At 66.1% G+C, this 26,597-nt stretch carries 32 protein-coding genes; 16 read left to right on the forward strand and 16 right to left on the reverse strand.

Features of this window, described 5'->3' with window-relative positions; genetic code table 11:
- Positions 1-3: 3 nt before the first annotated feature.
- Complete coding sequence (locus tag A5791_RS22230; RefSeq protein ID WP_067241496.1) at positions 4-627, reverse strand: PaaI family thioesterase; 624 nt, start codon at positions 625-627, stop codon at positions 4-6.
- Between the two features lie 101 nt (positions 628-728).
- On the opposite strand from A5791_RS22230, the gene A5791_RS22235 reads away from it, so the two are divergent.
- On the forward strand, positions 729-1,799 hold the full coding sequence (locus A5791_RS22235; protein ID WP_369828120.1) for a M42 family metallopeptidase: 1,071 nt from the start codon (positions 729-731) through the stop codon (positions 1,797-1,799).
- On the opposite strand, the gene A5791_RS22240 is transcribed toward A5791_RS22235, so the two are convergent.
- The gene (locus A5791_RS22240) at positions 1,796-2,659 is read right to left on the reverse strand and encodes an aldo/keto reductase (protein WP_067241503.1); all 864 of its coding nucleotides are present in this window, start codon (positions 2,657-2,659) and stop codon (positions 1,796-1,798) included. The two genes, A5791_RS22235 and A5791_RS22240, sit on opposite strands and share 4 nt — an antisense overlap.
- A 32-nt stretch (positions 2,660-2,691) precedes the next feature.
- Here A5791_RS22240 and A5791_RS22245 point away from each other — a divergent pair, with 32 nt between their 5' ends.
- Positions 2,692-3,195 carry a DUF1990 domain-containing protein gene (locus A5791_RS22245; RefSeq protein WP_067241505.1) on the forward strand — a complete coding sequence of 168 codons (504 nt, stop codon included), beginning with the start codon at positions 2,692-2,694 and terminating at the stop codon, positions 3,193-3,195.
- A gap of 12 nt (positions 3,196-3,207) precedes the next feature.
- Here A5791_RS22245 and A5791_RS22250 read toward each other — a convergent pair whose 3' ends face one another.
- On the reverse strand, positions 3,208-3,666 hold the full coding sequence (locus tag A5791_RS22250) for a DoxX family membrane protein (protein ID WP_067241507.1): 459 nt from the start codon (positions 3,664-3,666) through the stop codon (positions 3,208-3,210).
- Between the two features lie 83 nt (positions 3,667-3,749).
- On the opposite strand from A5791_RS22250, the gene A5791_RS22255 reads away from it, so the two are divergent.
- Positions 3,750-4,463 (forward strand): metalloregulator ArsR/SmtB family transcription factor, encoded by a 714-nt coding sequence (locus A5791_RS22255; RefSeq protein ID WP_067241509.1) that lies wholly within the window; start codon positions 3,750-3,752, stop codon positions 4,461-4,463.
- Here the strand turns inward: A5791_RS22255 and A5791_RS22260 are convergent.
- Genes A5791_RS22260 through fdxA form a run of 5 tightly spaced genes read right to left on the reverse strand, consistent with a single transcriptional unit; the run spans position 4,444 to position 7,289 of the window.
- Positions 4,444-5,391 (reverse strand): nitronate monooxygenase family protein, encoded by a 948-nt coding sequence (locus A5791_RS22260; RefSeq protein WP_067241577.1) that lies wholly within the window; start codon positions 5,389-5,391, stop codon positions 4,444-4,446. The two genes, A5791_RS22255 and A5791_RS22260, sit on opposite strands and share 20 nt — an antisense overlap.
- A 56-nt stretch (positions 5,392-5,447) precedes the next feature.
- Complete coding sequence (locus A5791_RS22265) at positions 5,448-5,795, reverse strand: cupin domain-containing protein (RefSeq protein WP_067241511.1); 348 nt, start codon at positions 5,793-5,795, stop codon at positions 5,448-5,450.
- 38 nt (positions 5,796-5,833) lie between these two features.
- Entirely contained in the window at positions 5,834-6,259 is a 426-nt protein-coding gene (locus tag A5791_RS22270; protein ID WP_067241513.1) for a hypothetical protein, read from the reverse strand.
- The gene (locus tag A5791_RS22275) at positions 6,256-6,936 is read right to left on the reverse strand and encodes a metalloregulator ArsR/SmtB family transcription factor (RefSeq protein WP_067241516.1); all 681 of its coding nucleotides are present in this window, start codon (positions 6,934-6,936) and stop codon (positions 6,256-6,258) included. The genes A5791_RS22270 and A5791_RS22275 overlap by 4 nt, the downstream gene beginning before the upstream one ends.
- Entirely contained in the window at positions 6,933-7,289 is a 357-nt protein-coding gene (gene fdxA / locus A5791_RS22280; RefSeq protein WP_067241519.1) for a ferredoxin, read from the reverse strand. Before fdxA ends, A5791_RS22275 begins: the two co-directional genes overlap by 4 nt.
- Positions 7,290-7,339: 50 nt before the next feature.
- Here fdxA and A5791_RS22285 point away from each other — a divergent pair, with 50 nt between their 5' ends.
- The 3 genes from A5791_RS22285 to A5791_RS22295 all read left to right on the forward strand — a co-directional run bounded on the left by A5791_RS22285 (position 7,340) and on the right by A5791_RS22295 (position 10,634).
- On the forward strand, positions 7,340-7,945 hold the full coding sequence (locus A5791_RS22285; RefSeq protein ID WP_067241521.1) for a DUF2249 domain-containing protein: 606 nt from the start codon (positions 7,340-7,342) through the stop codon (positions 7,943-7,945).
- Positions 7,945-8,748, forward strand: coding sequence for a class I SAM-dependent methyltransferase (locus tag A5791_RS22290; protein ID WP_067241530.1), 804 nt, complete (start codon positions 7,945-7,947; stop codon positions 8,746-8,748). The genes A5791_RS22285 and A5791_RS22290 overlap by 1 nt, the downstream gene beginning before the upstream one ends.
- A 311-nt stretch (positions 8,749-9,059) precedes the next feature.
- Positions 9,060-10,634 (forward strand): adenylate/guanylate cyclase domain-containing protein, encoded by a 1,575-nt coding sequence (locus A5791_RS22295; RefSeq protein ID WP_067241534.1) that lies wholly within the window; start codon positions 9,060-9,062, stop codon positions 10,632-10,634.
- Here A5791_RS22295 and A5791_RS22300 read toward each other — a convergent pair.
- Genes A5791_RS22300 through pcaH form a run of 3 tightly spaced genes read right to left on the reverse strand, consistent with a single transcriptional unit; the run spans position 10,631 to position 13,237 of the window.
- Positions 10,631-11,857 (reverse strand): lyase family protein, encoded by a 1,227-nt coding sequence (locus tag A5791_RS22300; protein WP_067241536.1) that lies wholly within the window; start codon positions 11,855-11,857, stop codon positions 10,631-10,633. The genes A5791_RS22295 and A5791_RS22300 overlap by 4 nt on opposite strands.
- A complete protein-coding gene (gene pcaG, locus A5791_RS22305; RefSeq protein WP_067241539.1) occupies positions 11,854-12,471 on the reverse strand; it encodes a protocatechuate 3,4-dioxygenase subunit alpha in 618 nt (205 codons plus the stop codon). Before pcaG ends, A5791_RS22300 begins: the two co-directional genes overlap by 4 nt.
- Positions 12,464-13,237: a protocatechuate 3,4-dioxygenase subunit beta gene (gene pcaH / locus A5791_RS22310; RefSeq protein ID WP_067241541.1), complete on the reverse strand. Its 774-nt coding sequence runs from the start codon at positions 13,235-13,237 to the stop codon at positions 12,464-12,466. The genes pcaG and pcaH overlap by 8 nt, the downstream gene beginning before the upstream one ends.
- A gap of 68 nt (positions 13,238-13,305) precedes the next feature.
- On the opposite strand from pcaH, the gene A5791_RS22315 reads away from it, so the two are divergent.
- The gene (locus A5791_RS22315) at positions 13,306-13,686 is read left to right on the forward strand and encodes a nuclear transport factor 2 family protein (protein WP_067241545.1); all 381 of its coding nucleotides are present in this window, start codon (positions 13,306-13,308) and stop codon (positions 13,684-13,686) included.
- A gap of 28 nt (positions 13,687-13,714) precedes the next feature.
- On the opposite strand, the gene A5791_RS22320 is transcribed toward A5791_RS22315, so the two are convergent.
- Together A5791_RS22320 and A5791_RS22325 are read right to left on the reverse strand one after the other, a co-directional pair.
- Complete coding sequence (locus A5791_RS22320; RefSeq protein ID WP_067241547.1) at positions 13,715-14,200, reverse strand: hemerythrin domain-containing protein; 486 nt, start codon at positions 14,198-14,200, stop codon at positions 13,715-13,717.
- Positions 14,197-15,174 carry a Rieske 2Fe-2S domain-containing protein gene (locus A5791_RS22325; RefSeq protein WP_067241552.1) on the reverse strand — a complete coding sequence of 326 codons (978 nt, stop codon included), beginning with the start codon at positions 15,172-15,174 and terminating at the stop codon, positions 14,197-14,199. Before A5791_RS22325 ends, A5791_RS22320 begins: the two co-directional genes overlap by 4 nt.
- Before the next feature lie 326 nt (positions 15,175-15,500).
- On the opposite strand from A5791_RS22325, the gene A5791_RS22330 reads away from it, so the two are divergent.
- From A5791_RS22330 to A5791_RS22350, 5 genes are read left to right on the forward strand one after another with little or no spacing between them, the layout of a single operon-like run.
- Positions 15,501-16,829, forward strand: a complete 1,329-nt coding sequence (locus A5791_RS22330; RefSeq protein WP_067241582.1) for a Rieske 2Fe-2S domain-containing protein — start codon at positions 15,501-15,503, stop codon at positions 16,827-16,829.
- Positions 16,826-17,377, forward strand: coding sequence for a 3-phenylpropionate/cinnamic acid dioxygenase subunit beta (locus A5791_RS22335; RefSeq protein ID WP_067241553.1), 552 nt, complete (start codon positions 16,826-16,828; stop codon positions 17,375-17,377). Before A5791_RS22330 ends, A5791_RS22335 begins: the two co-directional genes overlap by 4 nt.
- Complete coding sequence (locus tag A5791_RS22340; protein WP_082967077.1) at positions 17,374-17,694, forward strand: dihydrodiol dehydrogenase; 321 nt, start codon at positions 17,374-17,376, stop codon at positions 17,692-17,694. Before A5791_RS22335 ends, A5791_RS22340 begins: the two co-directional genes overlap by 4 nt.
- Positions 17,691-18,491, forward strand: a complete 801-nt coding sequence (hcaB, locus tag A5791_RS22345) for a 3-(cis-5,6-dihydroxycyclohexa-1,3-dien-1-yl)propanoate dehydrogenase (protein ID WP_067241554.1) — start codon at positions 17,691-17,693, stop codon at positions 18,489-18,491. The genes A5791_RS22340 and hcaB overlap by 4 nt, the downstream gene beginning before the upstream one ends.
- Entirely contained in the window at positions 18,488-19,225 is a 738-nt protein-coding gene (locus A5791_RS22350) for a class II aldolase/adducin family protein (RefSeq protein WP_067241556.1), read from the forward strand. The genes hcaB and A5791_RS22350 overlap by 4 nt, the downstream gene beginning before the upstream one ends.
- Here A5791_RS22350 and A5791_RS22355 read toward each other — a convergent pair.
- Entirely contained in the window at positions 19,222-20,019 is a 798-nt protein-coding gene (locus tag A5791_RS22355) for an IclR family transcriptional regulator (protein WP_067241560.1), read from the reverse strand. The two genes, A5791_RS22350 and A5791_RS22355, sit on opposite strands and share 4 nt — an antisense overlap.
- Before the next feature lie 135 nt (positions 20,020-20,154).
- Between A5791_RS22355 and A5791_RS22360 the strand changes: the two genes are divergently transcribed.
- On the forward strand, positions 20,155-21,993 hold the full coding sequence (locus A5791_RS22360; RefSeq protein ID WP_067241561.1) for a PPE family protein: 1,839 nt from the start codon (positions 20,155-20,157) through the stop codon (positions 21,991-21,993).
- On the opposite strand, the gene A5791_RS22365 is transcribed toward A5791_RS22360, so the two are convergent.
- Positions 21,986-23,638 (reverse strand): acyl-CoA synthetase, encoded by a 1,653-nt coding sequence (locus A5791_RS22365; RefSeq protein ID WP_067241562.1) that lies wholly within the window; start codon positions 23,636-23,638, stop codon positions 21,986-21,988. The genes A5791_RS22360 and A5791_RS22365 overlap by 8 nt on opposite strands.
- Positions 23,639-23,753: 115 nt before the next feature.
- On the opposite strand from A5791_RS22365, the gene A5791_RS22370 reads away from it, so the two are divergent.
- A complete protein-coding gene (locus tag A5791_RS22370; RefSeq protein WP_067241566.1) occupies positions 23,754-24,419 on the forward strand; it encodes a DedA family protein in 666 nt (221 codons plus the stop codon).
- 3 nt (positions 24,420-24,422) lie between these two features.
- Here A5791_RS22370 and A5791_RS22375 read toward each other — a convergent pair whose 3' ends face one another.
- On the reverse strand, positions 24,423-25,019 hold the full coding sequence (locus tag A5791_RS22375; protein WP_067241567.1) for a TetR/AcrR family transcriptional regulator: 597 nt from the start codon (positions 25,017-25,019) through the stop codon (positions 24,423-24,425).
- A gap of 154 nt (positions 25,020-25,173) precedes the next feature.
- Between A5791_RS22375 and A5791_RS22380 the strand changes: the two genes are divergently transcribed.
- Positions 25,174-25,608, forward strand: a complete 435-nt coding sequence (locus tag A5791_RS22380) for an anti-sigma factor antagonist (RefSeq protein ID WP_067241572.1) — start codon at positions 25,174-25,176, stop codon at positions 25,606-25,608.
- 108 nt (positions 25,609-25,716) lie between these two features.
- Positions 25,717-26,597, forward strand: an 881-nt coding sequence (locus tag A5791_RS22385) for a glutamate--cysteine ligase (protein WP_067241573.1), incomplete at its 3' end; no start/stop codon positions are given.

Genomic DNA, 26,597 nt, shown 5'->3' on the forward strand with positions numbered 1-26,597 from the left:
CCCTTACGGCTGCCCGGGCTTGAGTCGCACAAACAACGCTTCGGCTTCGGTCAGCAGGGTGTCGCCGTCGCTCAGGCGGCCAGAGACGAAGATCTTGCGCCCCTCCACCCGGTCTATTCCGGCGTCGATCTGCAGCTCCTTCTCGATCGGCACGATGTGGCGGTAGTCGATCTTGAGGTAGGCGGTGCGCTGGCGGGGGCCGCCGGTGAGGACCGACGTGGTCAGCCCGAGCACGGTGTCGAACAGCATGCCCAGGGCACCGCCGTGCACGGCGCCGTTGCGTCCCAGATGGAACCGGGCGAAGCGGGCCCAGCCTTGGATGCGGCCGTCGTCAGTCTTGTGAGCGGACATCGGGATCGTCAGGATGTTGCCGCGGACCGGTAGGTCCATGCGCCGTCCCGACGGCGACTCCCATTCGTCGGTGTCGAACGGCGTGAGCATGTCCGACAATTTCTCCAGCATGTCGGCGGCCTCGGTGATCACCTCGTCCGGTGCGTCGACGGCCCGAGCGTGGTCCTGCAGCTTGCGTACCGCGTCGATGAACCGGCCGTAGTCGGGACCGCCCTTGGTGGTCGGAACGGGCGGATTGAATCCACCGCCAGGGTGATGCTGAGCTTTGCCGGACACCAGGACACCGTATCGGGGCGGTCTCGTGTCGCGTGCTCATCGGTTCGCGGGTACTCATGGGGCCAGGCGAGCCGCCCGGAATCGAGATGAAGGGAACCCAGGTGGGCAACGAGGAGCACGAGTTCAACCGCGACCTGCTGCAGGAGCTACTCGGCGCGTACGGCCCGTGTGGTCAGGAAGACGCCGTCCGGGATATCTGCCGCCGCGAGCTCGAGCCAGTCGTCGACGAGATCTGGGTAGACCCCGCCGGGAATCTGGTCGGGTTGATCCGCGGCGGCGATGCCCCGGCTATACGGGTCATGGCACACATGGATGAGCTGTCGATGCTCGTCAAGCGGGTCGAGCCCGACGGCACGCTGCACGTCACCCAACTGGGCACGATGTACCCCGGCAATTTCGGGCTCGGCCCGGTCGCGATACTCGGCGACGAAACCCTCTGCGGGGTGCTGACGCTCGGCTCGGAGCACACCACGAAAGAGAGCCAACGAATCTGGGAGACCAAGCCCGACCAGGGCGACAAGGCGCTGGATTGGACCCACGTCTATGTCTTCACCGGTCAGACGCCCGAGGAATTGGCCGAAAAGGGTATAGGTCCGGGCACCCGCGTGTGCGTGCATCGCAGCAAACGGACGCTGATCGAGTTCAGCGACTATCTCGGCTGCTATTTCATGGACGACCGCGCAGCGGTGGTCGCGCTGCTGCAGGCGGCGCGACGGTTGTCGCAAGCGCACCGCCCCCCGGCCGCTGTCTATCTCGTGTTCACCACCAACGAGGAAATCGGCGGGGTCGGCGGTTGTTACGCGAGCCGCGCCCTGCCGGGAGAGCTCACCGTGGCGGTCGAGGTCGGGCCGACCGAGGTCGAGTACGGCACGACGTGCAGCGGCGGCCCGATCGTGGCCTACAGCGACGCGCTGTGCGTCTACGACAAGGACGTCGCCGACGCTTTGCTCGACGTCGCCTCTGGGCTGGGGCTCTCACCGCAGGCGGCGGTGCTGGGCGCCTTCGAGTCGGATGCGTCGCAATCCAAAGCCAAGGGTCTGGCCCCGCGAGCGGGCCTGCTGTGCGTGCCGACCCTGAGCACCCACGGCTATGAAGTCATCACTCGCGGCGCTATTCCGGCGATCGTCGACGTTCTGGTCGGCTTCATCCAGCGCGACGGCGCGGAAGGCTAATCGCTCTGCTGGGCCCCGGCTTCGGCCAGGGTCTCGAACTCCTCGTCGGTGAGGGTGATATCAGCGGCGGCGACGTTCTCCTCCAGGTGTGCCACCTTCGAGGTTCCGGGAATCGGCAGCATTACCGGCGAGCGTTTCAGCAACCAGGCCAGGGCGAGTTGCGACGGCGTCGCGCCATGGTTGTCGGCGATGCGCTGCAGCGGGCCGCCCGGAGCGGCCAGCGGTCCGGCGGCCAGCGGGAACCACGGAATGAAGGCGATGCCCTGGCTGCTTACGGCGTCCAACAGCGGCTCGGAGCCGCGGGCCGTGAGGTTGTACATGTTCTGCACCGACACGATCGGCGTGATCTGCTGAGCCGCGTTGAGTTGGTCGACGTCGACTTCGGACAAGCCGATATGGCGAATTTTGCCCTCGCCCTTCAGCGTGGCCAGCTCGCCGACCTGGTCGGCCAGCGGGAAGTTCTGGTCGATCCGGTGCAACTGGAACAGGTCGATGGTGTCCACGCCGAGGCGGCGCAGGCTCATCTCGAGTTCCTGACGTAGGTAGCTCGGATTTCCCAGCGGGATCCACACGTCGGGGCCGGTCCGTAGCAGCCCCGCCTTGGTCGCGATCACCAACCCGGAATACGGGTGCAGCGCCTCGCGGATGATCTCCTCGGAGATGTAGGGGCCGTAGGAGTCCGCGGTGTCGATGAAGTTCACACCGAGCTCGGCCGCGCGGCGCAGGACCCGCACGCACTCGTCGCGGTCGGCGGGCGGGCCCCAGACGCCCTTGCCGGTCAGGCGCATCGCGCCGAAACCCAGTCGGTTGACAGTCAAGTCGCCGCCGAGGGTGAAAGTTCCGGAAGCTTCAGCAGTCACCCCTCCGACCGTACGCGTGGCAAGCTGGGCGGGTGGACTTGGACGCGCTCGCCGATCAGCCGCTGACATATCGGGAGGTGGGCGCCACTGGGGCGGCCCAGCTCCCGTCTGGTTATCACCACCTCAGCGTGTCGGCCCAGATCGGCACCGGAGACCAGCGTTTCGAGCAGGCGGCCGACGCCGTCATGCATTGGGGCATGCAGCGCGGAGCCGGCCTGCGGGTGCAGGCGAGCTCCGACGTCGTCGTGGTCTCCGCGGTAGTGGTGGTGACGATGCTGGGCTTGATGCGCGCGCCGTGCCGGGTCGTCTACGTCATCGATGAACCGGACGTTCGCGGCTTCGCGTACGGCACGTTGCCGGGCCATCCGGAGTGCGGCGAGGAACGGTTCGCGGTCCGCCGGGACCCGAACACCTCCGCGGTGTTCGCGGAGGTGTCGGCGTTCTCCCGGCCGGGCACCTGGTGGAGCAAGGCCGGCGGGCCGATGGTGACACTGGCTCAGCGCGTCATCGCCAAGCGCTATCTGCGCGCGGTGTGACGTTCCGATCGATCAACGCGGTGCGATGCCGCCCGGAACCCGAATGCTCCCACTGTGCACGCCCTGCGCCAGCCGGGCCAGCGCCAACGCACCAACGAGCAGACCGAAGTCGCGCAGCGCGATGTCGTAATAGCCGGGTCCGGTGACCAGGTCGACGATGATTCCGCACAACCATGCGGCGACCAGCCAGGCACCGAAACGTGGCGCTACCGCAACCACGACACCGGCGACGATCTCGATGACCCCGACCGCATACATGCACTGATCGGCGGTACCCGGAACGATGTCGTCGATCCATCCCGCCAGATACATACTCCAGTGGTGCGGGTGGGTGAGCAGGTTGAAGAACTTGTCCAGCCCGAACACGATCGGCGCGATCGTGAAAACCGTGCGTAGCAGCAGGTAGGCCGAATATGCGGGGTCTTTGACCTGGTCCGCCAATGCGGGCGCGGCGGCTTGTCTGGTAGTCATGACTTCCTCCTGAGTTTCTAACGGGTAATAATGTGAACGTTAGAATCAGTAAACTGTAGCGTCAAGTGTTTTGTCCGTTAGAAATGAGCGCACTCATGGACTTGGAGCGTGACGCGGCCGGCATCGGTGCGCTTGCCGAGCCGGTGCGCCACCAGCTCTACCAATTCGTGTGCGCACAACCGGTGCCGGTCAGCCGCGAACAGGCGGCCGACGCGGTCGGAATTCCGCACCACCAGGCCAAATTCCACCTGGACCGGCTCACCGCCGAGGGCCTGTTGGAAACCGAGTACGCACGGTTGACCGGCCGATCCGGCCCGGGCGCGGGACGGACCGCCAAGCTGTATCGCAGGGCAGGCCGCGACATCGCGGTGAGCCTGCCGCAGCGCGAGTACGAGCTGGCCGGACGGCTGATGGCGACCGCCATCGCCCGGTCCGCCGCCACCGGCGAGCCGGTGCTCGAAGTCCTCAGCCGGGTCGCCCACGACTACGGCAGAACCATCGGTGCTGACGCAGGCGAGCCCCCGGATGATGCCGCGACGGGACTGCAGCTGGTGGCCGAAGTGCTGCGCAAGCACGGCTACGAACCGCGCCGCGCCGACGGCGAAGTCCACCTGGCCAACTGCCCGTTCCATGCCCTAGCCCAGGAGCAGACGGAGTTGGCCTGCAACATGAACCATGCGCTGATCACCGGCGTGGCCGAGGCGTTGGCCCCGCATGGGCCGGAAGCCCAGCTGTGTCCCGCGGCGAACAGGTGTTGCGTCGTGCTGAAGGCGCGCCTCACGTCCCCCAGGCGCTGAGCAGGCGCTCCGCGCCGGCACACATGGTGTCGATGACCTCGGCAACCGTTGCCTCGCGGTCGATCATCCCGACGCCCTGACCGGCGTCGACGGGCGCGATCCGGCGGTCGTCGGCGGCGGTCGCGGCGGCCAGCTCGGCGGCGGCCGAACGGTCTGCGGCCAGCGCCTCCTCCCTGCCAGTCCAGCGCGCGACGAACTCGTTGGCCAGCACGCGCGACGGGAACCGCTCTGCCCACGGCAGCCCATACGCCACGTCGAAGACGCGGGTGACCCGGGTGTCGGTGGCGCCGGCGGCGATCAAGGCCCGACGGCTGGCGTTGCCGGTGAGCGCTTCCGGGCAGGCGGCCAGGCGGGTGCCCACCCACGCTCCGCTCGCACCCGCCGCCAGGACTGCCGCCAGGCTGCGCGCCGAGGCGATGCCCCCGCCGGCCAGCACCGGCACCGACACGGCATCCAAGACGGCGTCGAGAAGCGGCAGCGTCGAAAGCCGCACGTCCCCGTGACCGCCGCCCTCGGCTCCGCGCGCCACCAGGACGTCGACCCCGGCATCGGCCGCCTGACGCGCGCCGAGAGCGTCGTACACCTGGGTGACGGTGGCGATTCCGGCGTCGTGGGCCCTGGCGACCCAGGACCAATCGGTGCCGAAGCTGACCGACAGGATCACGGGCTGTGCGGCCAGAGCGTCCTCGAACAGCGCCGGCTGCTTGCGCATCACCCAATCCACCAGGCCGATGCCGAATCTTCCGCTCACCTGCCGTAACTCGGCGGCCAGCGCTTCGGGCGTCGCGACGCTGCCCATTCCGACCATGCCCAGACCACCGGCGGCGGTGACCGCGGCGGCCAGCCGGCCACCGGCGACGCCGCCCATCGGTGCATTGACGATCGGTACTCGCAGGCCGAAGCCGCGCGACCAGTCGGTAGCGAGCACCACGTCCTGATGGTGACGACCCGCTTCGCCCGGCTCCGCCGCGCTCGCGATCGCCACTAGTGGGCGGCGCCGGGTTGGGACTTCAGCACGGTAAGGATGACCACCGAGTCCTCGACAGCGTGCAGGGCGTGCCGCTGGGCCGGGATCGCGACATAATCGCCCGCCTTGCCGTCCCACGCGTCGTCGCCGGCCGTCAGTTGCACGTGGCCCTGCAGCACCTGCAGCGTCGCCTCGCCCGGGCTCTCGTGTTCGGAGAGGTCGTGGCCGGCCAGCAGGGCCAGCACCGTCTGCCGAAGTTCATGGGTGTGGCCGCCGTGGATGGTGTGCGCTGCCCGCCCGCTGTGTGACTTCTGGGCCTCGGCCAGCTTTTCGGACGCCAAGCCGGTCAACGAAATTGATTCCATCGGACAGTCCTTACCAGTCGATCGGTCGCTTTGTTCTCTTAGCCGGTCAGTAGCAGTATCCCCGCCGCAAGCAACGCGACTACCTTGACCGCCTCCAGCCCCACATAGGCCCAGTGGCCGCGGGACCGGGGCCCGTCCGAACCGGCGAGCACCTGGTCGGAACGGGGGGTCAATCGGGGACGCACAACGACCAACTGGACGGCCAGCGCGACGAACGCCACGGCGAACGCGACGGTAATCCGCACCGGCATCGGCCCGGCCACCACAATCGCCAGGATGACCAGGGCGAACGCGACCTCCACGGTGTTGAGCGCACGAAAGACCAAGCGCCCGATGCTCAGCCCGATCTGCAGGGTCACATTCGGCGCCCGGAACTTCAGCGGCGCTTCCAAAAAGGAGATGGCCAGCACCATGCCGAGCCAGACAAAGGTGACCGCCACGGCAATAGCCGGCCCGGCGGTCACTGTGCGGCACCCACCAACTTGAGGTGGGCCAGACACAGATCCGGTTCGACGAACGGTTCGAGCCGGTCGACGGTGACCGGCGCCGACCAGGTCTCCAATGCGCCCTGCATGAGCCCGAGGTGCACCGGACACACGACCTTGCTTCCGGTTTCGGCCAGTTCGAGGAAAGGACAGTGCCGCAGGCCGACCTGCCTCTCCCCGCCGGAGGTGCGCAGCTCGGGAGCGAACCCCAGCTCGTCGAGCACGTCCACCAGGCGTTCGATCGAATCGTCGGCGTTCGCGGTGGCTTCCAGCGCTTCGGCTTCCAGCCCCGGTTCGACCTTCTGCCCCCAGGCCCGGCCAGCGGCCAGCGCCTTGGCGCTCGGATCCTCGTCTGCCGCCAGGCCAAGGCTGAGGATCTCGGCGAGCAGCTTGTAATGCCGAGTCCCGCCGCGGTCCATCTGGCGGACCGCCTGGAACATCAGCGGCGGACGCCCCGGCCCCTTGCGGCCGGGCTCGACCTGCTCTACCTGCCCGTCGCCGACCAGGCTGTCGAGGTGGAAGCGCACGGTGTTGGGGTGCACGCCGAGCACCTCGGCGATCTCGATGATCGTCATCGCAACGGTCGACGCCCGCAACGTCCGCAGCACCGCGCGGCGACGACCCGCGTTCTCTTCGTTCGGCCTAATGTCGCTCACGCTCCTTGTTCGTCCTCCCCGCTCGGCTGGGCGGCCACCAGGGGTGTGTCGACACCGAGTGGACCAACCTTCGCGGCGCCACCCGGGGAGCCCAGTGGCGCCTCCCTGCCCGGCAGTGTCTCGGCGAAAAACGCCGCGTTGTCGGCCAGATAGGGTTGCAACTCCTCGGGCAGGTCGTCTTCGTAGTAAATCGCATCGACCGGGCACACGGGCTCACATGCGCCACAGTCCACACATTCGTCCGGATGGATGTAGAGCGCTCGGCCGCCTTCGTAGATGCAATCGACCGGGCATTCGTCCACGCAGGCCCGGTCCATCACGTCGATGCACGGCTTTCCGATCACGTACGTCATGGGCTAGAGTTTACACAATCCATATTGTAAAAACTATGACAGGAGAGACTATGGCGCAGAACGAACTTGACGTCCGGCAGCTGCGTAAGCCCGACAAGCACCCGACTATCTTCGCCACCTATTCGGCACTGCCGGTCGGCGAGTCGTTCGTGCTGGTGAACAACCACGACCCCAGGCACCTGCGGGACGAGTTCGATGCCGATCACCCCGGCAGCTACGGCTGGGAGTACCTCGACAAAGGGCCCGAGGTGTGGCGAATCCGCATCACCAAGCTCGCCTCCACTCCGTTGCCGCGAATCGTGGCCGACACCCATGACTTCAGGGCCGAGCCGGACGCCACCGGTGCGGTGTGGAAGCTGCAGGCACGTGACCGCGATCTGGATTCGAACATCATCGCGTTGCCGCCCGCGGGCAGCATCGACGCACATTCCGGGCCCGACCTCGATGTGTTGATTCACGTGCTGTCCGGCAATGGCACACTGACTACCGAAATGAGCACCATCGACCTGTTCCCCGGTGCCTTGGTGTGGTTGCCGCGGGGTTCGCGCCGGCAGTTCGACGCCGGTCCCGACGGGTTGCGATACCTCACCGTGCACCACCGGCGCCAGGCGCTGGTCTTGGAGCCCGCGAAACCCCAAGCGCGGCAGGCGGTCTGATGCCCGGCCAGCGAAGTGAGCCTTTGCCGTCTTCGAATCGTGCTGACGAAAACGTGCAGGGCCACTGGCTGCTGGCCCGACTGGGCAAGCGGGTGCTGCGTCCCGGCGGCGTCGAACTCACCCGCACCCTGCTGGCACGTGCCGAGGTGGCCGATGCCGACGTGCTGGAGCTGGCCCCGGGCCTGGGCCGCACCGCCACCGAGATTCTGTCTCGCGGGCCGCGCTCGTACCTCGGCGCGGAAGCCGACCCCGATGCGGCCAACTTGGTTCGTAACGTCGTCGCGGGACACGGCGAGGTCCGGGTCGCCGACGCGGCCGATACCGGGTTGCCCGATGCCAGCTCCGACGTCGTGATCGGCGAGGCGATGCTGACCATGCAGGGCGACGCGACCAAACACGCCATCGTCGCCGAGGCGGCCCGGGTGCTGCGCCCGCACGGCCGATACGCGATCCACGAACTGGCGCTGACCCCCGACGATGTTTCCGAGGAAGTCAGCACCGAGATCCGGCAGTCGCTTGCCCGCGCGATCAAAGTCAACGCGCGTCCCCTCACAGTTGCGGAATGGTCGCAGCTGTTGGCCGGCCACGGCTTGGTTGTAGACCACGTCGCGACCGCGCCGATGGCGCTGCTGGAGCCGCGGCGGGTGATCGCCGACGAAGGGCTGCTCGGCGCCTTGCGGTTCGCCCGGAACCTGCTCGTTCATCGGGATGCCCGCAAGCGGGTGCTCGGGATGCGCCGCACCTTCCGCAAACACCGCGAGCGACTGGCGGCCGTGGCCATCGTGGCCCGCAAACCCGCCTAGTGGCCGAGTGGCGATCGCAAGCGCGGCGAAGCCGGGCGCAGCGGGTCGCCACCATCTGGCCTAGTGGCGATCGCAAGCGCGGCGAAGCCGGGCGCAGCGGGTCGCCACCATCCGGCCTAGTGGCCGAGTGGCGATCGCAAGCGCGGCGAAGCCGGGCGCTGTGGGTCGCCACCATCTGGCCGAGTGGCGATCGCAAGCGCGGCGAAGCCGGGCGCAGCGGGTCGCCACCATCTAGCCGAGTGCGATCGCGGCTATTCGGCTGCCTCACGGACGTAGGGCCCTTAACCTGGGCTTGTGTCCGAAGGACTCTATTGGCCAAGCTGATCGTCCTGCGCGGAGACCAGGATGACGTCGTCGAGCTGAGTGACCGCACGACCAGTGTCGGCCGCGCGCCGGACAACACGCTCTGGCTGGACGACCCGGGACTTTCCCGACGCCATTGTGAGTTCCGCCGCAGCGGTCGGCACTGGCTGCTGCGCGACCTCGGCAGCTTCAACGGGTCGTACGTGAACAACCTGGCCGTCACCGAGCACACACTGCGTGCCGGTGACCGCATCCAGCTGGCTTCGACCGTGCTCTACTTTGTGCCCGACGAGGGCTCGGGCGGCGAGGCACCCACGGCTCCAACTTCCAAAGCTGCGCTGGCCGAGAGCAAGGAATCTCAGCGGATCACCAGCCAGAAGCTGCGTGACATCACGGCGCTCATCGAAACAACCAAGGCCCTCAACAGCGAACTCGAGATGTCGAAAGTCCTGGAAACGATCGTCGACAAGGGTGTCCAGCTGATGAAGGCCGAGCGCGGCTTCCTGATCCTGGTGCAGGATGGGGCTCTCGACTTCAAAGTCGCCCGCAACCGCGACAGTACCGACATCGACGACCCCTCGAAGCTCATCTCGCGCTCGGTACTCGACAGCGTGACGGATACCGGCGAGCCGGTGCTGACCACCGATGCGCAAACCTCGCTGCGCGGCTCGAGATCGATCATGGCTTTGGAGGTGCGCTCGCTCATCTGTGTGCCGCTGCGGCTCAAGGAGCGCATCCTGGGCGCGCTGTACGTGGACAGCAAGTTCACCGAGACGAAGTTCAACGAAGAGTCTCAGAACCTGTTGCACGCCTTCGCCGATCAGGCGGCGATAGCCATCGAGAACGCCCGGCTGTTCGACGAGGTCGCCGAGTCGCGTGAGTCCGAGAAGCGGGTGCGGCAGATCTTCCAGAAATACGTGCCGGCCGACGTGGTCCGGGAGGCGCTGAACATCAAGGACGGCGGACGGCTGAGCGCAAAGCTCACCGCGACAGTGCTTTTCAGCGACATCCGGGGTTTCACCTCGATCAGCGAGAGACTGCTTCCCGAGGAGGTGGTCGGCTTCCTCAACGACTACCTGCAGCGCATGGTCGACATCGTCTTCGACGAGGGCGGCATCGTGGACAAGTTCATCGGCGACTCCGTGATGGCCGTTTTCGGTGCGCCGGTGCCCAAGCCCGACGATGCTGCCCGCGCCGTCCGTGCGGCGCTGCGGATGATTGAGGAGGTCTCGCGCTTCAACGACCAGCAGCGACGGCAGGGGGGCGTCGAGGTGGACGTCGGGGTCGGCCTGCACACCGGCACACTGATCGCCGGCAACATCGGGTCGGACCGCAAGATGGAGTACACCGTGATCGGTGACACCGTCAACGTGGCGAACCGGGTGGAGTCGCTGAATCAGAAGATGAGAACCAACGTCCTCATCACCCAGGAGTGTTACGAGGCAACCGGCAAGGTCTTCACGGTGCGCGAGCTGCCGCGGATGCAGGTCAAGGGCAAGGCGGAGCCGCTGCAGGTCTACGAGGTACTCGGCGACAAGATCGCTTCTGTCAGAACGGAAGTCCTGCGCCGAATCGATCGTTAACCTCCGCCGAGGGCGCGCCGTGCGCCCTGCAGGCTCTCGTCGATCAGACGGTCGACGGCACCGAGATACGTTGGCGACGGCGCACTGTCCGCGAGGTCGGCGATCGCGCTCTGTTCGCCGAGAACATCACTGCCGCTGAGGTTTTCGGACATCCTACCGGTGTGCACCTGAAGGCCGCCCAGGAGTTCGGCGCACTGCGAGCCCGCCACCACGGTACGCCGGGCCAGCACTCGCAGGGTGTCCCATTCCGCGTGCCACACGCCGTCCGGGCGTTCATCGTGGGCCAGCGCCGCGGCGCTGTGCAGGATGGCGGCCAGGTGTGGCGCCGCGATGGCAGCACGGCGAATCAATATGGACAACACCGGATTGCGCTTGTGCGGCATCGATGATGAGCCGCCCCGCTTTTCGGTGACGGGCTCGCTCAACTCGGCGATCTCCGGACGGACCAGGGTGACGACGTCCGAGGCGATGCGGCCCCAGCAGTCGCTGCACCCGACGAGCGCGTCGCCGGCCGCGGTGATCGGGGTCCGGGTGGTGTGCCACGGTCGACGAAAGTCCAAGCCCAAAGTGGCCGCAGCACTTCGTGCCACGTTCTCGGCCACCGCCGCCGGCTCGGCAGCGCCGGTCAGCAAAGTGGCCAATTCGGTGGTCGCAGACCAGATTCCGACGGCACCGCCGAGCTGCGCCGGGATGACCAGCGCATTGATCTGCCGATAGGCGTCGACGACTCCGTCGAGCCAGCCGGCGGCCTTGGCGCCGAACGTCGTGGGAGCGGCATGCTGAGTCAAAGTGCGGGCCACCATCGGTGTGGCCCGGTGGGCCGACACCAGTGCAGACAACGTCGAAACCTGTTCTGCAAGAATGGTTATCACACGATCGACGACGTCACGCAAGCCCAGCATCAGGCTGGTGTCCAGGACATCCTGACTGGTCAGTCCCCGATGAATCCAGGGCGCGATCGCCGGCATCGCCCGTTCACGCAACAGCGACACCAGGCCGATGACCGGGTTTCCGCCGTCCTCGGCGGTGACCGCGAGCAGCTCGCAGTCGCGCCGGCCCAGCAGGTGCCACAGGTCGGCGCCGGCGCAGTCGGCGGGCGCCAGACCGGCGGCGGCCAGCGCGCCGAGCCAAGCCGATTCCACCGCGACCATCGACTGCAGCAAGGCCTGGTCCGTCATGAGCGGCCCGGCCCGATCGTCTCCGGGCCACAACAGGTTCGTCATCTCGGATCGCCTGGATCGTCCTCAAACGTGACAAACACCGTCTCGTTCGGCCCCTGCAGGTGAATGTCGAAACGGTAACCGCTTTCGGCGGCGCACAGCAGGGTGGCCCGTCTCGTCGGGTCGACGGTGGACAACAGCGGATCGGCGTCCAGATCAGCGCCGGGCAGGTAGGCGCGGGTGAACAATCGGTTCAGCAGTCCCCGCGCGAACACCGCGATCGCGAAGAACGCCGCGTTACCTTGACGAGCAGACGCAGAATCGCACGCGCGAGGCCCGCGTGGTGCGATTCTGCGTCTGCTCGCCACTCCGGGCCGCACCGTGGTGAAGACGTAACGCCCGTCGGAGTCGGTGGCGGCGCGGCCCCAGCCGGTGAACCCGGATCCGTCACGGCGCAGCGAACCGGCTTGTCGCACAATGCGACCCGCGCTGTCGGGTTGCCACAGTTCGACCAGTGCGTCGGGGACCCCGTGGCCCGCGCCGTCGTAAACCGTTCCGTGCAAATGAACGGCGTCCGGGTGCGCGTCGCTGACCAGCGAGCCGCCGCCGCGATACGGCAAGGCCACGCCGAAGAACGGCCCGACCGTTTGCCCTGGGGTGCAAGACAATTCAGCCACTGTGCGAGCTCTCGGTCCAAGTCGGGTAGCTGCCGGACAGCACAATGTCCCACCGGTAGCCGGTCGCGTATTCGGGCTCGGTGACGTCATGGTCGTACATTGCGATCAGCCCTTGGCGCGCAACGGGGTCGACGATCGACTGGCAGATCGGGTCCAAGTCGAACAGCGGGTCGCCCGGAAAATACATCTGGGTGACCAGGCGTTGCGTGAAAGCGGTTCCGAAGACGGAGAAGTGGATGTGCGCCGGCCGCCACGCGTTGTGATGGTTGCCCCACGGATAGGGACCGGGCTTGACCGTGACGAACCGGTAGCTGCCGTCCGCCCCGGTCAGGCAACGGCCCGCACCGGTGAAGTTCGGGTCGAGCGGAGCCGGATGCTGGTCGCGCTCATGGTGGTAACGACCGGCGGCATTGGCTTGCCAGATCTCGACCAGCTGGCCCGCGACCGGCTTGCCCGAGCCGTCGAGCAACCGCCCGGTCAAGACGATGCGCTCCCCGATCGGCTCGCCCGCATGGCCGGCGGTCAGGTCGGCGTCGAGCGCGTCGACGTCCTGCGGCCCGAAGCACGGCGCCCAGCGTTCGACCTCCTCGGGGTCGACGACCAGCAGCGGGTGTTTCGGGTGTCGCAGCGTGCTGCTGCGGTACGGCGGATAGTCGAGCAGCGGTTGGGCTTGCCTGCTGCCGGCGCGTTGGTATTCGGCTGCGATGTACGCGATCTCCACGCTGATGTCAGCTTGCGACGCAACGGGCCCCGACGCGGCTTTCACGAGAGCTGAGGTTACCTGGTCGCGAAACCACTTGGGCCACTGATCCTGCTGCCACTACAGTGCCCACGGTGGACATTGATCCAGTTGCCTTCAGCCGGCAATGGGTAGAGGCGTGGAATGCCCATGACGTTGAATCCGTCCTCGAGCACTTTGACGAGAACGTTGTATTCACGTCACCCGTGGCTGCCAACCTCCTACCCGAGACTGCAGGAGTGATTCGCGGCAAGCCCGCACTACGCCACTACTGGAACCAGGCGCTGCAACGCATTCCGCAGCTTCACTTCGTCGTCGAGAACGTCTATCAGGGCATCGACACTGTCGTCATCGCTTATCGCAACCAAGACGATGGCCTGGTCAGCGAAGTACTGCGGTTCCACGGCGACCTAGTCGTCGAAGGACATGGGACGTATCTCGTTACTGCTGACGACGAAACCAACTGCGCCAGTTAGTTTCACGAAACTGGTGCCAACGCGCCGTCTACAGTGCGCGTACCAGCGCGGCGCGTCCCTTGGTCCGCAGCTTGTGCAACGCGGAGCCGCGGTACTGCTCGATCGTGGCGGCCATCTTGTCACCCAGCTCCTCGATCTCCTCGTCGCTGATCTCAACCGGAGGCGGGGCGGGAATCATGTCGCGTTCTTCTTCGTCCGCATGGGCTTCCAGAACGGTCTTGAATGAGTTCCACTCGTCCTCGTAACCCGGCGCACTCTGCGGGGTCCTCAGCAGCACGGAAAGCTGGTCGATCACCTGGCGGTGCTCGGCGTGGGCGACCGCGATCAGCTTGCTGGCCGCCGCCAGGGCCGGGTAGTACAGGTCGTCCTCGATGCGGAAGTGGATGTCGAGCTCAATCAGCATCTCGTCGAAAAGCGCGTGGCGCTCTTCGCTGTCGATCGGCGCTTCGCTGACCTTTCGGCCCAGCCCCTTCAACGCGACGTGGTGCTCTTTCAAAACGTCGTAGGCGTTCACTTGGCTCCTCCTTTTGCGATCCTTGCCGCCTCGCCCAAACCGGGCTGCTTGCCACCGCGGACCTCGACCATTCCGTCGACCAACCGGGCCTCGTAGTACGGCAGCGGGGCCGCCGCCGGGCCGCGTAGCACGTCTCCCGACTCGGCCTCGAACCACGAGCCATGCCAGGGACAGACGATGCGGCCTCGGTCGACCCACCCGTCGGCCATCGGCGCGGCCAGATGCGGACAGAACTCACCAAACGCTTTGATCTCCCCCGGCTTGGTCTGACACACCACCAGCCCGACGCCGTCGACCTCGACCCGTACCGGCCTTCCGTTCAACGAGCTCGCGGGCAGCACGGGCGTCCATTCTTTGGTGCGCAGCCGCTCACCGGACTGGTCGATGCCGATGCCGGACTCGAACACCAGCGCCCCGCCCAGGTAGCTGCCGCCGACGGTGATGCCGTAGCCCAGCGCGGTGAGCGCGATCCCGCGACCGTGGCGGCCCTGCCGCCGGTCCCACCAGGACATCGCGTACAGCGCGGTCGCGGCCAGGTTCACCACGCCGTGCACCAGCCCCACCCGACGATCCTCCTCGTGGGTGTGTTGCCAGTCGGTGACGCCGGTGACCGCCGAGCCGACGCTTGCCAGAATTCCCAGCCCAAGCGAGCGCGTGGCGAATATTGAGGCATCGAGGACCTCGGTGGCGGGCCGGCCCGGCAGCAAGCTCAGAACATCCAGGGCGACGGTGGTACCGAGTGCCCCGCTGGTCAGCGAAGCCAGCGGCGGGTGCACCGGGTGCCCCAGCCAGACGCCGTGCAGCGCGTTGGTGACGCGGTTACGCGCACCGCCCAGCGCGTTGTAGGCGAAGCTGAGCGCGTGCTCCAGCCGATAGCTGGGCCGATCCAGCCATTCCTGCCGTCCAATCGCTGCCAGCACTTGAGTTCCGATCTTCTGCAATCGACCTTCGGCGTGCCGAGACCGACCGGCCATGACATCAGTCCTTCCTCAACTGCGGATTAGAAAGCATGCTGTTCACGCATTATCGGCGAAATAACACCAATAGATCCGTGTCTACGTACATTGTGACCACCGTAGCGTGTCGCGGTCGGACGGCACCCACGACCTGTCGTTGTGAGCTACCTGTGAATTAGCTCAACGGCACGTGGGGCTATCAACTGGCGCATTGACTACCACGCTCGCACCAGGGATTCTGTTTTCAAGAGTGATTCTCTGTAGAGCAGACACAACCGGAGGGATTGCGTCCAGTGATAGACCAGCGCGACGTCTCCGACCTTTCCAAGAACATCCGCCGGGGCATGGTCCCCGCCCATATCTACAACGACAAAGAGCTGTTCGCGTTGGAGAAAGAGCGGTTGTTCAGCCGCGCATGGATCTTCGTGGCGCACGAGTCGGAGATCCCGCAGGACGGCGACTACGTGGTGCGCAGGGTGCTCGACGACTCGTTCATCATCGCGCGGGATTCGAATGGACATGTACGTGCAATGTTCAATATGTGCCTGCACCGCGGCATGCAGGTGTGTCGCGCGGAACTGGGCAACGCCTCCAATTTCCGCTGCCCGTATCACGGGTGGAGCTACCGCAACGACGGCCGGCTCACGGGATTGCCGTTCCACAAAGACGCCTACGGGGGCGACGAAGGATTCGTCAAAAGCGACCAAACCCTCTTGCCCGCACCCAATTTGGCCAGTTACAACGGTCTGCTGTTCATCAACCTGGACCGCGACGCGCAGCCGCTCGACGAGTTCCTCGGCGACTTCAGGTTCTACCTGGACTTCTACACCAAGCAGAGCACCGGCGGCCTCGAGCTGCGCGGCCCGCAGCGCTGGCGAATCAAGGCGAACTGGAAGATCGGCGCCGAGAACTTCTCCGGCGACATGTACCACACTCCGCACACGCACGCCTCGATCGTCGACATCGGCCTGTTCCGCGAGCCAAAAGCCCAGAAGCGCAAGGACGGTGCCACCTACTGGGCGCACCGCGGCGGGGGGACCACCTACAAGCTGCCGCCCGGCGGCTTCGACGAGCGGATGCGCTACGTCGGCTACCCCGACGAGATGATCCGCCGTATCAAGGACGTCTGGTCGCCACGGCAGCAGCGGGTCGTCGGCGAGGATGGATTCATGATCTCGGCCGCCACCTGCTTCCCGAACCTGAGCTTCGTACACAACTGGCCCCGGGTTCGGGACGAGCCGCACGACTCCGATCGCGCCGGGGAGAGGGACCAAGAAGTCCTGCCCTTCATCTCGATCCGGCTCTGGCAGCCGATCAGTGAGAACGAAACCGAGGTCTGCTCGTGGTTCGCCGTGGACTCCTCGGCGCCCGCAGATTTCAAGAAAGACTCGTACAAGGCTTATTTGATGTGCTTCGGCTCGACGGGAATGTTCGAGCAGGACGACGTGGAGAACTGGGTGTCGCTGACCACCACCGCCGGCGGCTCCATGGCGCGACGGCTGCTGCTGAACAGCCGGATGGGCCTGCTGGCCGACGACCGCCCGGTCATCGAGGCGCTGCCGCCAGCGGCCTTCCACGGCCCGGGCCGCGCCCAGGTCGGCTACAACGAGTACAACCAGCGGGAGCTGCTCAAAATGTGGGCCGAGCAACTGGAATCCACGGTTCCCCGATGAGCACCAAGCTGCCACGAAAGGCATTGCCTTTCAACGATATTAGGCACCTGCAGGCGCATCAGTTCCTGGTGGACGAAGCCTATCTGCTGGATGCCCAGCAGTACCGGCTGTGGCTGGACACGCTGACCTACGACATTCAGTACCTGATGCCGGTTCGCGTCACCACCGCACGCGGTGCCGGCTTCGACACGTTGGCTGGTAGGGAGCCCGGAATGTCCCACTTCGATGAGGACAAGTATTCGCTGAGCCAGCGGGTCGCGCGGCTGGAAACCGAACATGCCTGGACCGAGGACCCACCGTCGCGTCTGCGCCACTTCATCACCAACGTGCGCTGTTTCGAATGGGGGGATCCAGGCCATCTCCGAGTCGAATCGGCCGAACTGTTGTTCCGCAGCCGAGGAGATGTCAACGCGAGCGCCCTGGTGTCCTGCGGCCGTGAGGACCTGCTGCGCTGGTACAACGACACCAAAACGTGGAAACTGGCGCGCCGCGTTATCCACGTCGACGAGTCGGTGTTGCGCATGCAGAATCTGGCGGTGTTCCTGTGAACCCCGAAGTCGCCCGGCTACTGGACGGAGCCGTGGGCGAACCACTCACGGTCGCAAACGAATTCACTGAGGTGGTGGTGCGCCGTGTCGACACCCGCAACGGGTCACGGCTATTGATCACCTCGCCCAAGTCCGGACAGTGGATTACCCTCGACGCGCTCGAAGTCGAGGCACTGACGTGGCAGAACACTCGCACCCTGGCGGCGATGGTGGGCAATTCCTATGCGCCGCTGCTACCTGACGAACCGGACCAGCCCGACGAGCGCGAGCAACCGGACAGGCCCGACGGCGATGATGTGGTGGAATCGCAACCATGACCGAGTGGCTGCACGGCAAACGGGCGCTGATCGTCGGCGGCGGATCCGGAATCGGCCGCGCCGTCGCAGACGCATTTCTCGCCGAGGACGCGAGAATCACTGTGCTGGAACTAGATCGACGCAAGTGCGACATGCTGCGCGAGCAACTGCCCGGAGTGCCGGTGGTCGAAGGTGATGCCGTCACCCGGCAGGCCAACGAGCAGGCCGTCAACGTCGCGGTGAATACCTATGGGGGCCTGGACACTTTGGTCAACTGCGTCGGCGTGTTCGATTTCTACAAAGGCATCACCGACATCAACGCCGACGACCTATCAAGCGCGTTCGACGAAATGTTCCGGACCAATGTGCTCAGCCACCTGCAATCCGTCAAGGCCGCGGTGCCGTGGCTGCGCGCCGGAACCGGACCCTCGATCGTGCTCACCGAGTCAACGTCGTCGTTCTACCCCGGACGCGGTGGCGTGCTGTACGTGTCGTCGAAGTTCGCCGTCCGTGGGCTGGTGGCCGCGCTGGCGCACGAGCTGGCACCGGGCATCCGCGTCAACGGGGTGGCCCCGGGCGGCACACTGAACACCGACCTGCGGGGCCTTACCAGCCTGGGGATGGACGGTGTCCGCCTCAGCGACACCCCCGACCGGGCCGGCGACCTGGCCGCACGCACACCGCTGAACGTCGCGATGTCGGCCGAAGACCACGCGTGGAGCTTCGTGTTCCTGGCCTCCGACCGCTCCCATGGGATCACCGGCGAGACCATCCACCCCGACGGCGGATTTCGCATGGGCCGAGCCAAGTCGACATGACGGCGCCCGAATCATTAGACCAGCAACGGGCTTTGGTGGCGCAGGGCTGCCGGGTCGCCGCGACCCGCGGACTGGTCGACGGGATCCTCGGTCACCTCAGCCTGCGAGTCGACGACGACCGCCTGCTCATCCGCTGCCGAAGTGACAGCGACAGCGGGGTGGCTTTCACCCGGCCCGCCGACATCCGCCTCGTTCGATTCGACGGCAGCCCAGCGGCCGACGGCGAACTCGACGGTTACCGGGTGCCGAATGAGCTGCCCATCCATGTCGAAACCATGCTCGCGAATTCGCATCACCGGGCCGTCGCGCATCTGCATCCGCCCGCCGTCGTCGCCGCCGATCTGGCCGGCATCGTGATCCGGCCGATCTACGGCGCCTACGACATTCCCGGCGCCAGGCTGGCGCGTGTCGGGGTGCCGGTCTACGAACGGGCGGTGCTCATCCGGAACTCGCGGCTGGGCAAGGAAATGGTGGCCGCCATGCGCGGTGCACCCGTGGTCATCTGCCGCGGGCACGGAATCACCAGCGCCGCAACCACTGTGCAACAGGCGGTGCTGCAGGCGATGAGCGTCGACGAGCTGGCCCGGATGTCGTTGCGGGTGCGCGCAGCCGGCGGGACCTTGCGTGATATCGACGATGCCGACTGGGAAGACCTGCCCGACCTGGGTTCTGCGTTCACCGCCGAAGCGGCCTGGCGCCACGAGATCGCCCGACTAACCCGAGCGGACGACTAACCCAATCGGTCGCCGATTTCCTTGGCTGCCTCCACAAGTGCGGCAACCACGGTGGTGTACTGCGAGCTGTCCAGCCGGTTCTGCGGGGCGGCTGCGTTCAGTGCAAGGCGCAATCCCGGAGCCCGTGTGGGTATCGGAACCGCAACCGAGGCAACACCTTCCTCGCTCTCTTCGCGATTGACCGCATAACCGCATTCCCGGATCCGGGACAGCTCGGCCTCCAACTCGGTGCGGTTACCGATCGAGCGCGCGGTGACGCGCTCCAGCTTCTCGTACGGAAGTAGTTGCCGCACTTCGGGTTCGGGCAACTGGGCCAGCATGACCTTGCCCGTCGAGGTGCAGTGCGCCGGCATCGTACGTCCCAGCCGGGAAGCAACGCGAACCGCGGCCGGACCCTCGACCGCCGCGACGAAACGAACGCTGGCGCCGTCGAGCATGCCGACATGGATCGTTTCGCGCAGACGTTCGCTGAGGCTGCGCATGATCGGCGTGGCGGTCGCCGGAACATCGATGCGGCCGAAGATCGCAAACGCAACGCTGGTCAGCGCCGGCCCCGGGAGATACGCCTTGGACACCGGGTCTTGGCGGACGAACCCGCGGTAGGTGAGCATCGCCAGTAGCCGGTGCGCAGTGGACGACGCCACACCCAGGTAGGCGGTCGCCTCGCTCAACCGGATCTGGGGCTGCTCGCCCAGCAGCAGCAGCAGCTTCAGCGCATTGTCGACGGACTCGATCGGGTACTGCGGCGCAGGCGAAGCCGGCGCGTTCGAATCCCGCTGCCCCTTCTTCTGCATGACCGTGAGGCTACCTTGGCACTTTCTGCCCTGACCGGACCGAGTTCGCCAAAATCCTCATTGGTGGCGGCGGGTTTCTTATACGGTTCTACGGTCCAAATACGGTCGACTCGTCCAGGGCAAAGGGCATACGTGGTGAATTTCTTGGTGCTTCCACCGGAGGTCAATTCGGCGCTCATGTTCGGCGGCGCGGGTTCGGACCCGATGCTGGCGGCAGCGGCGGCCTGGGAGGGGCTGGCCGGCGAGCTAGGTTCGGCAGCCGAGTCGTTCGGTTCGGTGACGTCGGGTTTGGCGGGTGCGGCCTGGCAGGGCCCTGCGGCGGCGGCGATGACGGCCGCGGCGGCACCCTACGCAGGGTGGCTCAGCGCCGCGGCAGCGCGGGCCGCGGGGGCAGCCGGGCAGGCCAAAGCAACGGCTGCCGCATACGAGGCGGCGCGGGCGGCAACGGTGCATCCGGCGGCGATCGCTGGAAACCGCTCGCAGCTGGTGTCGCTGGTGACGTCGAATCTGTTCGGGCAGAACGCCCCTGCGATCGCGGCCGTCGAGGGCCTGTACGAGGAGATGTGGGCCCAGGACATCACCGCGATGACCGGCTATCACGCCGGAGCCTCGGCGGCCGCGGCACAGCTGACGTCCTGGCAGCAGCCGCTGGCGTCGCTGGCGGGCCTGACCAGCAACGGCGCGGGAAACCTGGGCATCGGAAACACCGGCAACGTCAACCTCGGCAGCGGGAACACCGGTGACCTGAACCTGGGCAGCGGCAATTACGGCAACACGAACCTGGGCAGCGGTAACCTCGGCAACGGCAACCTGGGCAGCGGCAACTGGGGCAATACCAACGTCGGCAGCGGGAACGCCGGCAACACCAACGTCGGCAACGGCAACATCGGCAATCTCAACTTCGGCAGCGGAAATGGGCACTCAGACCAGTTCTCCCTGACGTCCGGTAACGGCAACCTGGGCAGCGGAAACATCGGCGACGGCAACCGGGGCGGCGGTAACTCCGGCAACACCAACGTCGGCAGCGGAAATACCGGTTCCGCCAACCTCGGCAGCGGCAACATCGGCGATTCCAACGTCGGCTTCGGCAACAAGGGCAATGCCAACTTCGGGTTCGGCAACAACGGCAATAACAACATCGGCTTCGGCCTCACCGGCGACAACCAGATCGGCATCGGCTCACTGAACTCCGGCCTCGCCAACCTCGGTCTGGGCAACTCCGGCAACAACAACATCGGCTTCTTCAACTCGGGCGACAACAACGTCGGCTTCTTCAACTCGGGCAACGGAAACTTCGGCTTCGGCAACGCCGGTGCCACCAACACCGGCTTCTGGAACGCTGGCGCCGTCAACACCGGCTTCGGCATCGGCGGCGATTACAACTTCGGTTTCGGTAACGCCGGCAGCAACAACGTCGGCGCCGGAAACGCGTTCTTCAACAACGTGGGCTTCTGGAACGCCAGCTCTGGAAACACCGGCATCGGAAACAGCGGTTACTTCGCCGACCTCGCCCCATACGACACCGGCTACGGCACCAACACCGGCTTCTTCAACTCGGGGTTTTTCAATACCGGCATGTTCAATTCGGGCAGCGTCAACACCGGACTGTTCAACTCGGGCAACTACAACACCGGCTTCGGCAGTCCGAACACCCCGGTCGGGGCCGTCAACTCCGGTTTCAACAACACCGGCAGCAATCTGTCCGGGTTCAACAACACCGGCAGCGAGAGCTCTGGCTTCAGCAACACGACGGACGCCCCCTTCGGCTTCACCTCCGGATTCCACAACTCGGGTGGGCGGGGCAACGTCGGGTTCTACAACACCGGCTTTGCGGACTCAGGTTTCGGCAACGCCGGTAGCTACAACGCCGGACTGTTCAACTCCGGCAACAACAGTTCGGGTGTGGGGAACTCCGGCAACGGCAGTTCAGGCGGCTTCAACTCCGGTGACAATCAGTCTGGTTTCTTCAACTAGTCTGTGCCACTTGGGCTTTCGCCCATCGATAATCCGCCTTGCCCGACGGTGAACGCTGCAGCTTGGCGCAGAAGACGACCTCTTTGGGCAGTTTGTAGCGTGCGATGTGGCGGGCGGCCTCGGCGACGATGCTGTCGGCGTCGACTTGTGCACCGGGCGCCAACTGGACGAGTGCAACAACTTCGTTGCCCCACCGCTCGCTCGGGCGACCCGTCACCACCACGTCGGCGACCGCCGGATGCTCGGCGATGGCGGCCTCGACCTCTTCGGCGAAGATCTTCTCGCCGCCGGAGTTGATGGTGACGGAATCCCTTCCGAGCAACTCGATTTGGCCATCGGCGTGCCAGCGGGCCCGGTCGCCCGGCACCGAATGCCGGATACCGTCGATGACGGGGAAAGTCTTCGCGGTCTTCTCGGGGTCGCCGAGGTAGCCCAGCGGAATCAGACCCTGCTGGGCCAGCCAGCCGATCTCGTCGTCACCGGGCGACAGGATTCTGGTCAAGTCCTCGCTGACCACCACCGCGCCCGGATTCGGCGCGAACCGGCCGCACGAGGTCTGCACACGGTTGGAAAACCGTCCCATCTGCGCTCCGGATTCCGACGACCCGCCGGTGTCCATGATCGTCAGGTGCGGCAGCAGCTGCAGGAATCGTTGTTTGACCGGTGCGCTCAGCGCGGCGCCGCCGGTGACAAGGACCATCAGGCCGGACAGGTCGTAGTCGCCGGATTCGAGTTCGTCGACCAGCGGCCGGCCGAAAGCGTCGCCGACGATCGAGAGTGAAACCACGCGTTCGCGGCTGGCCAGCGCCCAGACCTCGGCTGGCTCGAGATGAGTGGTCGTGGGTGCCATGACGAACGGCCGTCCGGCGCACAGGTTGATGAACGCGGCCCATTGCGCCGCGCCGTGCATCAGCGGAGCGGCGGTCATCGAACCCGGGCCCTCGGGCCGCGAGCGCTCTACGATCTGCTCCAGGCTGGTCACCATCTCGCTGGTGCCGAACGTCCGCCCGCCCATGGCGTTCATGTAGATGTCGTGCTGGCGCCAGAGCACCGCCTTGGGCAGCCCGGTGGTGCCGCCGGTGTAGAGCACATACAGGTCGTCGGGCGAAGGAACGACGTCGAGCGTCTCCGGGATCCCCGACATCCCGGACATGGAAGCCAGCAAGTCCTCGTAGTGCACCGCGCCGGATAGCGGATCATTTCCGGATCCGTCCTCGACATGGATCAGGCGCGGCCGGCGGTCCAGCTGCTGCAGCGCCTCGGCGAGCGTCGGGGCGAACCGTGCGTGATACATGATCGCGTCGGCATTCGCATTGCCGAGCAGATACACCAGTTCATCGGCGACATACCGGTAGTTGACGTTGAACGGCGCGACCCGGGCCTGGTATGCGCCCAGCATGGCCTCGAGAAACTCGTTGCAGTTCGCCATGTACAGGCCGAGGTGGGTCTGGCCCGATTCGTAGGGCGCCAGCTCGGAGCGTTCCCGTCGCGCACCGAAGCCCCACTCGTGTAGCGCGTGGGCGAATCGGCGGGCGCGTTCGGCGGTCTGCGCGAAAGTGAGGCGGCGATCCCCGAACACGATGCAGTCCCGGTCCGGGTTGGCCGCCGCCACTGCGCCGAAGACCTGCGCGAGATTGAATTCCATGCGGCAATAGTGCCGAGCAGACGCAAAAGCACGGATATCGGGTCGAAATTGCGTGCCTTTGCGTCTGCTCGCCATACCAACCGCACATGCAGCTCCGGTCAGGCATTCTGTACGAATGAATGTCCAGGGCATGCTGCAATCCATCCCGCCGATCCTGGTGTACCTCGTCGTCGGGGGGGTGGTCGGGATCGAGAGCCTGGGCATCCCGCTGCCGGGCGAGATCGTGCTGGTCAGCGCGGCGCTGATGTCGGCGCACCACGACCTGGCCGTCAATCCGATTGGGGTGGGGGCCGCCGCGGTGATCGGCGCAGTGATCGGCGACTCGATCGGCTACTCGATCGGCCGCCGGTTCGGCATGCCGCTGTTCGATCGGCTTGGCCAGCGCTTCCCGAAGCACTTCGGTCCCGGGCATGTCGCACTGGCCGAAAAGTTGTTCAACCGCTGGGGTGTCCGGGCGGTGTTCTTCGGCCGCTTCATCGCTTTGCTGCGCATCTTTGCCGGCCCGCTGGCCGGCGCCCTCAAAATGCCCTATCCACGCTTCCTGGTGGCCAACGTCTCCGGTGGCATCTGCTGGGCCGGCGGCACCACCGCGGCGGTGTACTTCGCCGGCGAAGCCGCCGAACGCTGGATGCAGGATTTCTCGTGGATCGCGCTCGTCGTCGCCATCGTTTGCGGCATCACCGCTGCAATCTTGTTGCGCGAACGCACATCCCGCGCGATCGCCGAACTCGAAGCCGAGCACTACCGCAAGGCCAACAGCACGGCCGCCGATGCCGCCTGAGCGCTATTCGGCCGCCGGCCGGTGCTCCTCGATGAGGTAACGAGCCATCTTCTGGGCGCGCCGAGCCGCGTTCACGTCGCCTACGGCGGCGAGAATGATGGCGCCCTTCATCAGGATGTGCCACGACCAGGCAAAGTCCTCGACATCGCTCAGCCCAGCCGCCACAGCCCGCTGGCGCACGATGTCGCGGACATTGTCGATGTGGCTGATGCAGGCCTTTCCGGCAGGGTGTTCCGGTCCCAACTCGAGCAACACGTTGATAAACGAGCAACCCTCATAGCCGTCGCGGTTCTGGAACCAGTCGTGCAAGACGTCGAAGATGGCCAACAGTTGTTCTTCGGGGGTCTCGCCGCGCAGTCGCGACTGCTCCTCGATCAGGCCGTGAGTCCAGAGCTGCTCGCGACGCTGCAAAACGGCCAGCACCAGGTCGTCCTTCGTCGCGAAGTGACGGTACAGCGTTGCCCTGGCCACGCCCGCCCGGTCGATCACCTCGTCGGTACCTACCGCGCGGATTCCACGCCGGCTGAACAGCTCATACGCCGCACCCAAGATACGCTCCCGGGCCGACGCTCCCGGCGTCGCCGGGTCGAGGCTAGTCATAACGATCCTTACGATAACCACAGCCCCGAACATGTAGACAGACCGCCCTGTCTTGTTATACAAATGAGATTCCGCACTTGCGGAAAGTCTGTCTTCAGACAACAGGACGGGCATCCATCCTGGCGCCTCGCGCCAGTTGATGAGGGAGTCCACAATGCGCCTGGCTATAGCAGAACCCATCTCCACACACCTGATGCTCAGCACGCGGCTCGTCTACGAACTCGGCGATCCGAACAGCACCCTGAGAGCGACCACCGACCGCAGCGGGCCGGCGGTGCTCATCAACGCCGGCGGTGAGGTCGACGCCCACAACGAGCGCACCTGGCAACAGCTCATCAGGGAGGCGGCCGGCGTCGTCACCCCGCCGGGTCCGTTCGTCATCGACGTCAACGGTCTGGACTTCATGGCCTGCTGCGCGTTCGCCGTTCTGGCCGACGAAGCGGAACGCTGCCGCCGTCGCGGTATCGAACTGCGTCTGGTTGCCCGCCAGCCACTCGTCGGCAGAGTCCTCAAGGCCTGCGGCCTCACCGAGTTGCTGCCCACTTATCCGACCGCGGACTCGGCACTCGCGACAACGCTCGCCGGCTAGTCTGCCTGGCCGTCCTGAGACTTTGACGTCGGTGGCGGATCCAAGTTTTGCCGTATCGTCGCGTGGGTAGTTCGCGCGACATGAGCGCCACTGCCAGGTGGAGGCCAGGTGAGCGGCATTGCGACGGTCGGCGTTGAGGAAGAGTTCCTGCTCGCCGATCCGCTGACCGGCGAGCCGATCCCGCTCAACACCGCGGTGGCCGAGGAGGCCAAGCGCCGGGGCGTCGAACTGCAACTGGAACTGAGCAGCTGTCAGGTCGAAACCACCTCTGCCGTAATGACAACCAGCGCCGAACTCGGCGCGGAACTCGCCAGGCTGCGACGGGTCGCAGCGCAGTCCGCCGAGGCCGCCGGAGCTCAACTGCTGGCGCTGGGGCTGCCTCCTGTCACGCCGCACAAGTTCCCGGTCACCGACACCGAGCGCTATCAGCGGATCGGGGCGGAGTACGGGATGGTCGCACACGAACAGGGCATCTGCGGTTGTCACGTGCATGTGCAGGTGCCAGACCGTACGGCCGCCATCCACGCCAGCAACTGGCTGCGGCCGTGGCTGCCGTCGCTGCTTGCCTTGTCGGCCAATTCGGCGCTGTACCGAAACACCGATTCGGGCTACGCAAGCTGGCGCAGCATCTTGTGGAGACGCTGGCCGGCCGCGGGCCCGCCGCCGTTCTTCTCCTCCATCGAGGAGTACGACCGCACGGTGCGCATGCTGGTGGACACCGGCATCATCCTGGATGCCGGCATGATCTATTGGGATGTGCGGCCATCGGCAGACTTCCCAACGATCGAGGTGCGGGTGGCCGACGTGCCGGCAACGGTCGCTGAGACGGTGTTGCTGGCCAACCTGATCAGAGCCGCCGTCATGACGGCGCTCGACGAGCGCTTGCGAGGTGCGAAGGTCGGGCATCTACCACCGGCCGCGCTGCGGGCGGCGTACTGGAAAGCCGCACATGACGGGCTGTCGGGAAACACGCTCGACCTGGTGGGCGG

The sequence above is a fragment of the Mycobacterium sp. 852002-51163_SCH5372311 genome (genome assembly GCF_001667115.1).
Classification (GTDB): Bacteria; Actinomycetota; Actinomycetes; order Mycobacteriales; family Mycobacteriaceae; genus Mycobacterium.